We start from the raw sequence: 13,840 nt of genomic DNA on the forward strand, positions 1-13,840 counted from the left end.
TGAATTTACAAAGCGGAAGAATGCAGAACGGCACGGCACATAAAGGCGTAAACCTCCTGACGACGCTGGCCCACAAAGGACATGAACGCCTCCTCCGAATCGAAAAACAGGCGCGACAGCACCGGCCGGGATATAAAAGGGAACAACACCAATCCAAGCATATTGATAAGGAGTGACCGTGGATCCATAGGCAAGACTTCTCCCCGGTCGATCCCTCTTTGCACTACCGCCATAACAAAAGCGGCATCCACCCCACTGGCCTGCAACAAACCCTCCATCCTTTCGGGTGAGCGATTGATTTCACTCACCACAAAAGCGGGTAAATAAGGCGTCTTCATCAACATATCGGTGTAGGCATTTACCCCCGCCCGAATCAAACACTTTACGCTGCCATCGCCCTGCTCCAGCTCGCTTTTTATCGAAGGCCAAAAATCTTTAAAAGCAGCCAGGAAAATCTGATCGAAAAGCTTTTCCTTACTGCGGAAATAATAATGCAACAAGGCTTTATTGATGCCTGCTTCATCGGCAATCTCCTGCATACGGGCGCCATCATAGCCCTTGCGGATAAAAACCTTACGTGCCGCCTCCAGAATAAGCGTTTCGGTATCGGGACTGTTTCCCTCTTTAATGCTAACCATTCAATTTAATTATTTGGTTTAACCATTTGGTCAAATTTAAAATAAAGTTTTTCCAAAACCAAATAAAAAAAATCCGACAGGCGGATTTTCTTGACTGAAAACCCATCTGTCGGATCTGAAAAGTACATACACTTACCTCATTAGCAATTTTTCTTAATGTGGGGTGGTTCAGCCCTATGAGGCAGCTTGGCGTCTTTTCTTACGGATATAACTGATTAAGAAAAGGAGGCTGCCTGCCAGACTCATCAGGGCTGCCAGGTAAATGGCGGCAGAAAAATTGCCGGACAAATCGTACAAATAACCCCCACTGAAGGGACCGGCGATACCGGCGATGGCATAACCCAAAAACACATAGGGATAAACAAGCCCAAGATTGGCTACCCCAAATACGGTGGCGCTGGCCTTGGCAAAGAGCACGAAATTGCTGCCGAAACCAAAACCAATCAGCACCGACAACACAAGATAAAGCCCGTCGGTCAGCTCCAAAAAATTTAGTGCCGCAATGGCCACGCCCTGCAACAATAAAGCCATAAAGACATTGAGACTGGCACTCCAGTGATCACTGAGCGCACCCCAGGTCAGGCGTCCCAAAAAATTGGCCACGGCAAAAAGGGCCACACTGTGTACCAGTGTCGCCGAAGAAATACCTCCTTCTTCTCCAATTAACTTTAAACTGCCTATGATCAACAAACCGGCAAAAGTGCCCAGAAAAATCCCGCTAAAAAATCGCAGGAAATAGCCCGAACGTATAAACTGACGGACCGAAAGCTTGTCGCCCCGAACAATTTTAGCCTGGGGGCTGATCAGCAGAGAAAACAGCGCAATGAGCGCACCATAGACCACCCCGACCAAACTGAGCAGCTGAAGTACATTGCGACCACTGTCCAGCACCAAAGCAGCCCATTCGGACATGAACACGGCACCCAGACCAAAACCTGCGGCAGCAATACCGGTAATCAAGCCCTTTTTTTCAGGAAACCATTGAACGGGAATGGTCAAGGCAACCCAATACCCAAAACCGGTAGCCATGCCGCCCAATACACCCACGCCCAGCCAGGTCAGCCAAAAATTCCCGCCCGATGCGCCGGCCAAGAAATAAGCGCTGAAAAACAAAACGCCGGAAACTACGCCGAGGAATCGCGGCGACCAACGCTCGGCCAGGCGACCGACAAAAATCATGGCAACCGGAAAAACGGCAATGAGGGTACCAAAAATGGTCTGCGACTGGGCGCCAGAAAATCCATACCCGGTCATCAACTCAGCCGCGACAATGCTCCAGGCGTACACACTACCAATGCAGAGCATGACAACGAAAGCGGCCAATACGGTTAAGTACTTCTTCATTATTTAAGTTTTGCTAATTTAACCATAAACGAAAGAAGGATCTTTTGGTTTTCATAAAAAAAACTAAAAAATCACCAGACCCAAAAAACACCAAAATCGAGTTCAAACCGCCCCATCCCATGTTTAGGGGGCCTCACCTCCTTGACCAAAGCACCGTCAACAGTCCAGTGTTGCACGGCCAGGCGATACGGCATGCTGCGCTGCCCCCAGGCATAAGCGGCATTGATCTGCAAACCCAAATCCATTTTACCCCAGCTAAAGAGACGGAGTCGTCCAGCAAAACGAGGCTGAACAAAAGGTTGCAAGCTCCGCTTTGTAGCATATTGGTAGCGCATCTTTTCATTACTGTTTATGCGCTTGTGCAAAAACGACACCTCCTCCCGGGAAAAATGCGCCAAGCCCAAATCGCAGCCCAAAACACCCTCAAATCGCAGCCCCTCGCCAAAACTCATCTGAGGCACGGCAAAAAAGTGCCAATCGTACGAACGGTGCTGCTGCAAATTCTGATCCATCAACGCCCACCCCGGAAACCGGGTTTTATGGTATTCGTCGTAGTACGATACATACTGCTTGCGCACCAAGGTGCCGGCCCCAATCGACCAGGTATCCGACAAACGATAAAACAAGCGAAAATCAAAATTGTCGGGTATCAAATCATCCATCATCACCAATCGGGCGTCCACCCAAAAGCGCTCCCCAAGGGTCGCTGCATACCCCCACTTAACCAGAATGTATTCAATATAGCCGTTTTCGCTGTGCAGATAATTCATAAAATCGAGCTCTTCTTCTGAATGCTCTGTATAGGCCACATCGGCCACACCCAGCGAAAACGAAAAAACCTGCTTCCCCTTTTCAGGTGCTTGCGCGCACATCGAGGCACCCAGCACCGCAGCCATCAAAAGCATTGCACCGCGCCTCATAAAGTCTCGGATAAAAGAGTAATCAGAGGTGATTCACAGCTGAGTACGCGCCCGTCACTGAGTGCGACCTCCACCACAAACTGCACCTCCTCAGCTTCCGGCTTGCCTTTAAAAACAAGACAAACACCGGCTGCTGAAGCATCCTGTATTCTATTCAGCTCGTCAAAAGCTTTTTCCAAACCTTGGTAAAGCTCAAAACTGTCGGGCGCATACAGCCAAGCAGCGGTGATTTCATCTCCGGCATGGGTAGTCGCATCCAAATCGACCAAAGTAAATATCTGAAGCGACTCGACCTTGGCGATGGGTTTGTAACTCTCCATAATTTCCCAGGCATACAAACGATCCAAACCCCAGTTGGTCCCCCTCCGACTTTGAACATAGTAATCGCCTCCATACAGCAAGGTGTCGGTCAACTCCAATTGCAGGGCAATGGCTCCTGCCTGCATGGTATCGAGACTGGAATGAGGATTCAGATAGGTGCCGGAATTATCCACGCCAATACAGCGAAGCCGGTTGTAGGACATTTCAATGGGATCTGGGGGTCGGCAACCTATGAAGACCCTAAACATCAGGCCTCCCAGAAGCAAAAGCATCACCTTGGCGGAACGAGATAAACGCAGAGGAGATTTCATTTGGTACGTTAAGATTGAGGTTGTTTACGAAGGTAAAAATACGCGCAACGCAGCAAACCTACAAACGCCATTTTATGAAAATGGAATTTTTAACGACTAAAAAAAACTAGCGCTCCCAGAAGGTACTGGTGAAGAGAATAAGCACGGTGGTGAGTTCCAAGCGTCCGATCAACATCAAAAAGGACAAGAGCACCTTGCCGGCATCGGGCATGTGGGCATAGGTAGCTGCTGGGCCAACTGTTCCAATTCCAGGACCCACGCCGCCCATATTGGCGGCAACAGAACCCACCGAAGTCAGCACGTCCTCCCCCAAAAAGACCATGATGATGGACCCGGCGGTAAAAGTCAGCAGATATAAAACCAAAAATGAAATAAGACTGCCCACCTTTTCATCGTCGATCACCTCGCCATTTATTTTCAGAAGACTGACGCTGTTGGGATGCACCATCCGCCGGAAGTGAAGCATCACGTTGCGGAAGGAGACGACGTGTCGAATGACTTTTATACCGCCCCCGGTACTGCCTACGCTGGCCCCAACAAACATCAATAGAAAAATAAGTATCCAGGCTTCCTGCGGCCACTTCAAATAATCGGTGGTAGCAAAACCGGTGGTGGTCATGATGGAAACCACCTGAAAAAAGCTGTCTCGCAAGGCCTGTTCAAGACCAAAATCTTCCTTGAAGTAAAGAACGGAGGCAATCAGCAGGGCAATTACCAAGACGATGCCGGAATAGGTGCGCAATTCCAGATTGGAAAAAACGCGCTTAAAACGCCCTTTAACAAAGTGATAATGCAGGTAAAAATTCATTCCGGCCAGAAACATAAACAGCAAGACCACATATTGGGCATAGGACGAATAGGCCGCCATACTGGCATTGCGGGTACTGAAACCGCCGGTAGACATGGTACTGAAGGCGTGATTCATGGCATCGAAGAAATCCATATCTCCAGCCCATAAAAGGCCCATAAGTACAAAGGTGAGCGTCACATAAACGCCCCATAGCCGCTTGGCCGTGCTGGCTGTTTTGGGGGTCAGTTTTTCATAAGAAATTCCCGAAGCTTCGTTCTTAAACAGGTTGTAGCCCCCAATGCGCAAAAGAGGCAGGATGGCTACAACCAAAACAATGATGCCCATACCGCCAATCCAGTGGGTGAGACTGCGCCAATACAGGATGCTTTTGGGCAGTGCCTCAATGTCGTTAAGGATGGACGACCCGGTGGTGGTAAATCCGCTGACCGTTTCAAAAACTGCGTCGTAACCGTTGGGAATGGCACCGGTAAGCAGATAGGGCAGGGTACCGAAAATAGAAATAATAACCCAGGTAAAAGTCACCGTAAAATAGCTGTCTTTAAGTCCCAGCTCCTTTTTAAGGTCGCGCAGCGTGAAAAAATACATGGCTGTACCGGCTGCCAGGGTCAGGAGCGACGACAACATAAGCTCGTCGATAACTTCCTCCTTGTAAACCAGTGCCCAGACAATGCTGGTGAGCATAAAGGTGCCCAACAGGATAAGCACACGACCAAAAATGTTCAGGATAAAGCGGAAATTCATACGCAAAGACTAAACAAGATAAAGTTAAGGGTTCTATTCAGGCGGCGCAAATGTAGTCAATAAACCGGCACCACAAAAACTATTGCGGCAAAGACATCCGTATTCGCCAGGGAGCCGGGAAAAGATTGTTGATGCGGCGACCAATATTTTTACCGAAACCCAGGGCAGCACCCGCATAGCTGAGCAAGACATAGCCCCTGGGCAGGTCCGGTGGCGCTTCGAGCGCCTCCCCCTTCAGATAGCGCAGGGCGGCAGACAAGTCTAGTTCATATCCCGGGAAGGCCCCGGGATGCAAAGAAGTATTCAATGCCAGTTCGGCGGCGGGCACCCAATGCGCCTTTAAAGCCTGTCCCAAAAGCACCCCATAACTCAACACATCCACGTGCCGCTGCAGAAGCTGCAATAAGCCCTGCTGTTCAGCTGGGAAGGCGCGCCATCCTTCCTGCGCCTCTTCAAAATGCCACGCACCCGACACCAAAAGTCGATTGAGCTCAGTAGGCACTGCCGCTTTCCGGGCTTTCTTTTTTTCAGCCTTGGGGGCCGAAAATGCAGAAACCCCACTGGTTTTACGCAACAGGGCCACAAAAAAGCCCTCGCCCTTTACCTTATGCGGATAAAAAGCCAGGCCGTTACCCTGGCCCACAGGCAGAGCCACCGTACCCCAGTCTTCCGGTACCCTCAAAGGCAAGATTTCTGCACCGTACTCAGCCGCCAACCAGGTCAAATTGGCCTCGTTTTCCTCGGGATTAAAGGTACAGGTGCTGTAAATCAGGTAACCGCCCTGCTTAAGGGCGGGCCAGGCCGCACTTAAAATACGCTGCTGACGCAGGGCACAATGCCGGGCATTGTCGCTGCTCCATTCCTCAATGGCCCGGACATCCTTGCGGAACATGCCCTCTCCGCTGCAGGGGGCGTCGACCACCATCAAATCAAAAAGACCTTCCAATGCTGAAAAAGCCGATGGGTCGCTGCGTGTAACCACTTGGTTTACCTGTCCCCATTTGGCCATATTTTCTGCCAAAATATTGGCGCGGGACTTGATGACCTCATTGCTGACGAGGAGCCCACTGCCCGCCAGAAAAGCGGACATCAGGGTGCTTTTGCCACCGGGTGCTCCACACAAATCGAGCAAAACGGGATCATCTGGCAGCCGGTCGTCCAACTGCTTCAAAATCCAATCCAACACCATACTGCTGGCTTCCTGTGGATAGTAACAGCCGGCATGAAAAAAGGGATCGAGGGTGTAAACCGGCTTCTCCGGCAAATATCTTCCGCTGGCACACCAGGGAACCATTTCAGTCTGGTCAAAATGGGGCGGACTCACTTTTTGAGGATTCAATCGCAGCGAAACGGGTGCCTGGGCCTCCAGCGCCTGAAAAAAAAGCTGCAGCTCACTCCCCATTTGGGCGGCGATGCGACTGCGAAAGGCTTCCGGCAAAATAAGGGTCATAGTGCTTACATTTCACTCTCAAAAAAGAGCTTGTAAAAATTCATTCCCCGCTGGGCATCAAAACCCTTTTCAATGTAATCGCGCTTCCCGTGCACATAAACATGAAAGTTCTTATCCAGTTTGAGTACCGACTTAAAATGCTTCTTCTCCGATTTAACGGCACTCTTGCTGATGTCGAAACTGTCGTTCAAAGGAATACCCCGGCTTTCTTCAAACTGGGTACGGTAGTCGGCAAAGGCATCGGCCACTTCTGGGAAACGCACCACTTCCTGCTCAAAATCTTCCTGCTTAAAAGTGCCCTTCTTATCGAAAAAATCCAGGGAACGATTCAGAAAATCAAACTGCTCGGGACGCGGCACCTGATTCTCATTGTTGTACACATCCTGCACAAAACCCTTACACATATTCATGTAGTTCTGGGTAAAGTAGTAGCTGTCCTCGCGCGGCTGCAGGGCCAAAAAATCTTCTTTCCAAAAACGCGCCTCATTGCCCTTGTTGATGTTATCGACCATCACCGCCTTAAAACCCTGGGCCCTTTCGGTATTAAAAATGATGCAGCCCTTGTCCATCTTACGGATGTTGATGCCTTCCTGAGCACCCAGAATAAAGTTCTCCTCCTTCAAAAAGACCTTTAAAAAAGTATCCTTATTCTCGCTCTTGAACAAGCCCAATCCGTCTGCCACCTCCCCGTCTACCACGCAGTTGCGGAAGAGGGCCACATAAAATTCGCCACCGCGAATTTTGGGATGGTTGCTTTGCTGATGCAAAAATTCGGCCAACTGCAAAGAGGACTGATAAAATTGGGATGGATCGTCAAAAATGGCACAGGCCTGCTGATACACCAAACCTGCGGCGCCTTCCTCCGCCCCTATGAAATTGTAATAAGCCTCGGTTTTAAATGCGGAGAAAAAGTAGGTTTTGAGCACGCTGCCCACCATCTCCTCATCCTGCAGCCGCATGCTGCTTTTCGAAAAACGTACGGGCTCGCCATCGGCACGGGTTCCTACATGGTGTACCACCAGTTCATCGATCACTACCTGGGAATGTTCAATCATTAGAATGTGCTTTTTTTTACTTCAGCAAAGATAAAAATTTTAGCCAAACCCCTATTCCACGGCACTGCCGCTCAATTCGTAAACTGCGGCAGTGCGTGCAGCCATGCGTGCGCCCAGGCCCCCATTCAGGGCGATTTGAGCCGGAAACTGTAATTTTCGTGCCCCACCCAGCAAATCGTTGCCCGCATAAAACCAAGCGGCTTTCATGCCGCAGAGTTGCATGGCGTCGGACGGAATCCGTAATTTAAAGCTTTGCTCCTGTTCGCTGAAATTGGCCACGACCAAATACTGTCGCCCTTCATGGTAACGCAGAAAGGCAAAAAGCGCTGCAGCGTCGAATGCAGGATTATCCTTATTGGCCCACATCAAATCGTAGAAACGACCCTTAACAAAGGCGGGGTGTTCCTGCAGCACTTTGAACAAGCGCTTGTATGCTGCACGGAGCCTTCGGGCAGCTTCGCTGAATCCTTCCTCGCCCCAGTGGCCCTGCTGCCAGAGCTGCAGGGTATGCGGATGCCAGTAATCGAAGATGCTGGTGCGACCGTCCACTCCGCTGAAGCCTTCTTCGTCCATTCCGGGTTCCCCCAATTCCTGACCGAAATAAAGCAGCAGGGGATTATTAAAAAGGGTGGCCAACACCACCATTCCCGGAAGGGCACGGGCGCCGTCGCCCAAAAAAAAGTCCGAAGCCAATCGCTGCTCATCGTGGTTCTCAAGAAAATAAAGCAAGAAACCATGCAGTCCGTCGGTCTGCTGCCAGGCGGCAGTCAGCGCCGAAGCCGGTGCCTTTCCTTCCAGCACAGCCCTTAAGGTATCGTAAAGCACCACCTTGTCGTACAAATAATCAAAGCCGGCCTTAAAAATGAAATCGTGGTAACGCTCCTGTTCGTAGACTTCGGCAATAAACAAGAGCTTTGGGTAGCGTCGGCGTACTTCGCCAATCATCCAACGCCAGAAAGCAATCGGCACCATACCGGCCATGTCGCAGCGAAAGCCGTCGATGCCTTTATCGGCCCAATACAGCACCACGTCGCGCATCTTCAACCAGGTATCCGGTTCAGGGTCAAAATCTTCGGGACTGTCGCCCACAAAATCCACCCCATAGTTGAGCTTAACCGTCTCGTACCAGTCGCCGTGCCTCGGGTTGGCTTTAAAGCAATCGTTGCCGGTGGCCCGTGCGGGTTCCTCTTCCCAGCGTTCACCCCGCTCCTCGGCTTCGGGCGAATCAAAGCGGGCACCCGGCAGATAGTAAAAGTTGTTGTCCTTATGAAAGGCCAAATCCCGACGATCGCCGGCCCCAAAATCAACCACCCCTTCAGGAGCGGCATCCGACACATACTGCCGGGCCAAATGATTCGGCACCAGATCGATCAATACTTTCAAACCCTGCTTATGGGTCCGCTCCACCAATGCCTCAAACTCTTCCATGCGTCGCTCCACTACATCGGCCAAATCCGGATCCACATCGTAATAATCCTTAATGGCGTAGGGCGATCCGGCTTCCCCTTTAACCACATCGCGCGAATCGCGCACAATCCCATAAGCACTGTAATCGGTGCAGGTGGCATGCTCCAGCACGCCGGTGTACCAAATATGGGTGGCCCCCAAATCGGCAATGGCCGCTAAAGCCGCCTCATCAATGGCAGAGAATTTTCCACTGCCGTTTTGTGCCAGGGAGCCCCCTTTTATGTTGCTGCTCTGCTTGTTGCCGAACAAGCGCGGCAAAAGCTGATAAATGACCATCCGTCGTTTTTCCATCCTTCAAATCCCTCCAAACTGAAACCATTATTACTTGGTAAAAATAACACAAACTTCGCTGCCAATTACATAATTCTTATCTTAGTCTGTTGAATTCTTCACACGCCAGTCGCTGTATGTCCATGAGAAGATTACTGTTGATCATCAACCTCCTGCTGTCCGCACCGCTCTTCGGTCAATACTACCACGCGGGCAACAGTCCCGCCCGGCTGCGCTGGCAGCAAATAGAAACACCCGCAGCGCGACTCGTTTTTGAAAAGGGCTTTGCTCAACAAGCTTTACAACTGGCTGCTTTTATGGACAGTGTGGCACCCTTGGTGGGCGCCAGCATGCGACACCGCCCCCGCTCCATCGACCTCTTACTGCACAACCACACCGCCTATGCCAACGGCTTTGTCACCTGGGCACCGCGCCGGTCCGAATGGTTCACCCTGCCGCCACAGCAGCTGCAGCCCACCCCCTGGCTGCAACACCTGGCACTGCACGAATACCGCCATGTGGTGCAAATCGACCAACTGAACCGTGGTTTTACCAAAGACCTGTCGTGGCTGCTGGGCCAGCAGGCAGTGGGCGGCGTGCTGGGCGCCTACGTACCCATGTGGCTGCTCGAAGGAGATGCCATCCTGGCAGAAACCGCACTGAGCGAGAGCGGCAGAGGCCGCTCTCACGCCTTCAACGCCGAACTCAAGGCGCAGCTGCTCGAAAAGGGCCGCTATTCCTACGAAAAAGCCTATCTGGGCTCCTACCGGGATTATGTGCCCGACTACTACAAAATGGGCTACCTGATGGTAAGTAAGGGGCGTGAGTGGTGGGGACCGCCGGTATGGGAACAGACCTTGAAGTTTGTGGGGCGGCGCAGCTGGCATCCCAGGGCCTTTGAAAGGGGCTTGAAACGACAAACAGACATGGGCCAACGGGAGCTGTACCAAAAAACTTTCGACGATTGGACCAAACAGTGGAGGGCAGAAGCCGAGCATATTCAACCCTCGTCCTTTCTGGCACTGCCTGTTGTGTCGGACGATTACCGCAACTACCGCTGGCCTGTGGCGGTGGACAGTCAACGAATTGTGGCAGAAGTGGAGGGTCCGGGACTGCGGCGACAAATACAAATCCTGAATGAGGTGGACGGCACGGCCAACACCCTGTTGTACCTGGGCTGGCGCGCCCAGGAAGCGCTGTCGGCCAATGAGCAGGGGGTCGTGTGGACCGAGTTGCGGCAGCACCCGCGCTGGGAGCAGGAGGTGTGGTCGGAGCTTTGGCATGCCTCCCTCGAGACGGGACAGCGCAGAAGGCTGAGCAGTAAAACCCGCTATTTTTCTCCCGCTCTGCATCCCGAAAAAGCAGAGGTGGCGGTAGTCGAAGCGCATACCGACCTGCGTTTTGCACTGGTGGTTCTCGATTTGGAAAGCGGCCGGGAACTGCATCGCTTTGCCGCTCCCGAGCATTGTCAGCTGCTTACACCCAGATGGAACGCAAAGGGAACCGGTCTCCTCCTCTTTTTGCAAGGCCCAGAGGGACGGGCCCTGCATACCCTGAACCTTAACACAGGTCACTGGCAGCAAGTCCTGCCCTGGTCGCACAAGGACTTCCGCAACCCCGTGCAGCAGGGCGACAGCATTTGGTTTACGGGTCCCGCCACCTACAACGACGAAATTTTCCTTTGGACGGGCGAAGAGGCAGTGCCCAGGGAGGTGACCCAGACCGCCTACGGGGCCGACTACGCCAACCCCACGCCGGAGGGGGGACTGCTTTACAGTCGCTATACCGCCCAGGGCTACCGGGTGAGTCGCCATTTGCAGGACGCAGCAGAAACCACCACCGCAAATGCCTCCGCTTTAGAAACAATGGCGCGACTACTGACCGAACAGGAAAAACAAATACAGGCTGAACTGCCGCCGGCCGACTCCACTTCGACAAAAGAATATACCCCGCGTCGCTACAGCAAATGGAATACCCTGCAGTGGCACAGCTGGGCACCGGCCTTTGTCGACCTCGAAGGCGGCGCCTTGTACACCGGCATAACCGCCTTCTCTCAAAACCTGCTGGGCACTACCTTTGTTTCAGCAGGCTACAACGCCAACCCGGCCAACACCCACGAACGCTTTCAGCTGCGCATCGACTACCGTGGATTTTACCCCCTGCTGTCCCTACGCTTTCAGAGTGGCTACCAATCCTTTAAAAACCATGGCCCTTTAAGTGACGGGCAATACCTTTACTACCTCAATAACGACGAACGAGTCAATCAGCGCAGTCTGAAAGCAGGAATAAGTCTCCCCCACAACTTCAGTAGGGGCGCCTGGTCGCGCCACCTCCATGCCGCCCTCAACTTCAGCCTGCAGCAAAGGGATGCCCTGGAAGCAAATCTGACCCAGTATCTCCACCTTGGCGACGCGTTGATAGAAACGGGACAAACCCTTGAATACCGGCAGGAACGCATCCATTTTAAGGGCTTGGATTATACCCTTAGCCTGCGCAACATCCGGCGTGGCAGCAGTCGCGATGTAGTCCCCCGAATGGGCCAGTCCTCCTCCCTCTTCTACCGGCATGCCGCCTTGGGAAGTACCGACAATGGAAGCATAATGGGATTCATGACACGGATCTATCTGCCGGGACCGGGAAAACACGATGCACTGTACCTCAGTGCAGATTTCCAAAAACGAAGCTGGGGCGAAACGGTGGCCAACAATGAGGACCTCCGCTACCGACAGAGCAATGTCATCAACTACCCCCGCGGCTATGATTTTGTACCCAACGATAAAATGTGGCTGCTGAGCGCCAACTACCAGTTTCCCTTGTGGCTGCCCGATGTCCGCCTGGGCAAATTGGCCTACCTCAAGCGGCTCCGAATGGGTCTCTTTTACGACCAGGCTTTCAGCACTTATGAGCAACGACTGGAGCCACTTTCGATCAATGTGCAACAACACATTCGACCGGCATCGGCAGGACTCGAATTGTTTGCGGACACCCACCTGCTGCGCTTCATCAGCCCTTTCAGCATCGGAGGCCGGGCAGGCTACACCAGCGAAGGCGATTTTTTTGGCGGCTTCATCTTCAGCAGTGCACTGAGTGGCTTTTTGGTTAACCAGTAAGGGCTAGGCTTCCTTCACCACAGACCCGAGCGGTCCACGCCGCAGCGTAATGATGGTGATCTCCGGCGGCATGCCGACCCGGGCAGGCAGGCCATGGTAACCCAGGCCCCGGTTCACGTACAAAAACTGCTTGCCTTCCTGATACAGACCTGCCCAGCGCTTTTGCACATATTGGGCGGGACTCCAGCGAAAGTCTCCCTTTTCAATACCAAACTGCATGCCGTGGGTATGGCCGGACAAAGTGAGATCAAAAATACCCTGGGGCCGAATTTTATGGTCCCAGTGGTCGGGGTCGTGCGAAAGCAAAATACGGAAGTTCAGTGCTTCCAGTCCGCGAGCAGCCAGCTGCTCATCTCCCGTCTGCGGAAAAGAAGCTGTACCCCAGTTTTCTACCCCGGCCAGACCAATGCGGTCGCCATTTCGACTCAAAACCAGGCCCTTGTTGCGCAGCAATTGAAAACCCAAACGACGGTAGCCATCGGTAATGCCTCTGAAGTTGGCAGCTTTTTTAGATTCGGAAGGCCAGCGACTGTAATTGCCGTAATCGTGGTTGCCCAAAATGGCATACTTACCCATAGGCGCCTTTAAAGGCGCAAAAACGGATTCCCAGCCGCGCACTTCGGCCGCAAAATTATTCACCAGATCACCGGTAAATAAGAGCAAGTCGGGCTGCTCTGCATTAATTAAAGCGATGGCTTCTTTCAAGGGTTCTCTGCGATCGCCAAAACTGCCAATGTGCAAATCGGATATTTGCGCAATGCGTAAGCCATCAAAACCGGCAGGCAAATTGGGGAAACTAAGTGTCACATGCCGGGTATAAAAAGCGTAGCGGCCTTTAAACGCACCAAATAAAAGGGAAACAAAGGGCGCCGTAGCCATCACAATTCCCACCTGACTCAAAAACTTCCTGCGCGACATGCGGGGGTAGTGGTGCACCTTTTCTTCGCGCTTTGGCCAAAGCCGGTTAACGACCAGCTGCAAGCCATGAAAACCAGAAAAAAGGAACTTGCTGAGATATACCAACAAGAAAAAAAATAAGAACCAGCCGAAATCACGATAAATCTGTGCACCATCGGTCTGGGGCATGCGCAAGCCTGTGTATATAAAACCTATAATGGCAGTTAAGGGAAGCAAGCCAAAAAAAGAAAGTGCAAACATCCTTGAAGCGGGAGACTTAAAACCTTTACTCTTTTTCCAACGCCAAAGCAAAAAGGCATCGATCAAAACCACCACAACCACTACCAACCACACCAGAGCAAACTGATACTTCATACGCGTTTCTGTTAGGAAGCATATACTTAAAGACAGGCAACAAAAGCCTGAAAATGAAGGACGCTACACGGATTTGTTTACCATAAAATCCGTTGCAAAGTTACAACAACCCTGCCGCCGTAGTGATAAA

At 51.9% G+C, this 13,840-nt stretch carries 10 protein-coding genes; 1 reads left to right on the top strand and 9 read right to left on the bottom strand.

What is annotated here, in order from left to right:
* Positions 1 to 5 precede the first annotated feature (5 nt).
* From B4W65_RS04390 to B4W65_RS04425, 8 genes are all read right to left on the bottom strand, one after another.
* Positions 6 to 638 (bottom strand): TetR/AcrR family transcriptional regulator, encoded by a 633-nt coding sequence (locus B4W65_RS04390; protein ID WP_088653904.1) that lies wholly within the window; start codon positions 636 to 638, stop codon positions 6 to 8.
* Positions 639 to 812: 174 nt separating this feature from the next.
* Complete coding sequence (locus B4W65_RS04395; protein ID WP_088653905.1) at positions 813 to 1,982, bottom strand: MFS transporter; 1,170 nt, start codon at positions 1,980 to 1,982, stop codon at positions 813 to 815.
* Between the two features lie 71 nt (positions 1,983 to 2,053).
* Complete coding sequence (locus B4W65_RS04400; protein ID WP_088653906.1) at positions 2,054 to 2,902, bottom strand: hypothetical protein; 849 nt, start codon at positions 2,900 to 2,902, stop codon at positions 2,054 to 2,056.
* The gene (locus B4W65_RS04405; RefSeq protein WP_146697707.1) at positions 2,899 to 3,426 is read right to left on the bottom strand and encodes a hypothetical protein; all 528 of its coding nucleotides are present in this window, start codon (positions 3,424 to 3,426) and stop codon (positions 2,899 to 2,901) included. The genes B4W65_RS04400 and B4W65_RS04405 overlap by 4 nt, the downstream gene beginning before the upstream one ends.
* 214 nt (positions 3,427 to 3,640) lie before the next feature.
* Positions 3,641 to 5,086, bottom strand: coding sequence for a TrkH family potassium uptake protein (locus tag B4W65_RS04410; RefSeq protein ID WP_088653908.1), 1,446 nt, complete (start codon positions 5,084 to 5,086; stop codon positions 3,641 to 3,643).
* Between the two features lie 79 nt (positions 5,087 to 5,165).
* Positions 5,166 to 6,536, bottom strand: coding sequence for a methyltransferase RsmF C-terminal domain-like protein (locus B4W65_RS04415; protein ID WP_088653909.1), 1,371 nt, complete (start codon positions 6,534 to 6,536; stop codon positions 5,166 to 5,168).
* A 5-nt stretch (positions 6,537 to 6,541) separates the two neighbouring features.
* Positions 6,542 to 7,591, bottom strand: a complete 1,050-nt coding sequence (locus B4W65_RS04420) for a nucleoid-associated protein (protein ID WP_088653910.1) — start codon at positions 7,589 to 7,591, stop codon at positions 6,542 to 6,544.
* A 51-nt stretch (positions 7,592 to 7,642) separates the two neighbouring features.
* Positions 7,643 to 9,349, bottom strand: coding sequence for an alpha-amylase family protein (locus tag B4W65_RS04425; RefSeq protein WP_088653911.1), 1,707 nt, complete (start codon positions 9,347 to 9,349; stop codon positions 7,643 to 7,645).
* A gap of 122 nt (positions 9,350 to 9,471) precedes the next feature.
* On the opposite strand from B4W65_RS04425, the gene B4W65_RS04430 reads away from it, so the two are divergent.
* Positions 9,472 to 12,438, top strand: a complete 2,967-nt coding sequence (locus B4W65_RS04430; protein WP_146697708.1) for a BamA/TamA family outer membrane protein — start codon at positions 9,472 to 9,474, stop codon at positions 12,436 to 12,438.
* Positions 12,439 to 12,441: 3 nt separating this feature from the next.
* On the opposite strand, the gene B4W65_RS04435 is transcribed toward B4W65_RS04430, so the two are convergent.
* Positions 12,442 to 13,710, bottom strand: coding sequence for a metallophosphoesterase (locus tag B4W65_RS04435; RefSeq protein ID WP_088653913.1), 1,269 nt, complete (start codon positions 13,708 to 13,710; stop codon positions 12,442 to 12,444).
* Between the last annotated feature and the right edge of the window lie 130 nt (positions 13,711 to 13,840).

Origin of the sequence: Geofilum rhodophaeum (assembly GCF_002210225.1) — a bacterium.
Lineage (GTDB): Bacteria > Bacteroidota > Bacteroidia > Bacteroidales > Marinilabiliaceae > Geofilum > Geofilum rhodophaeum.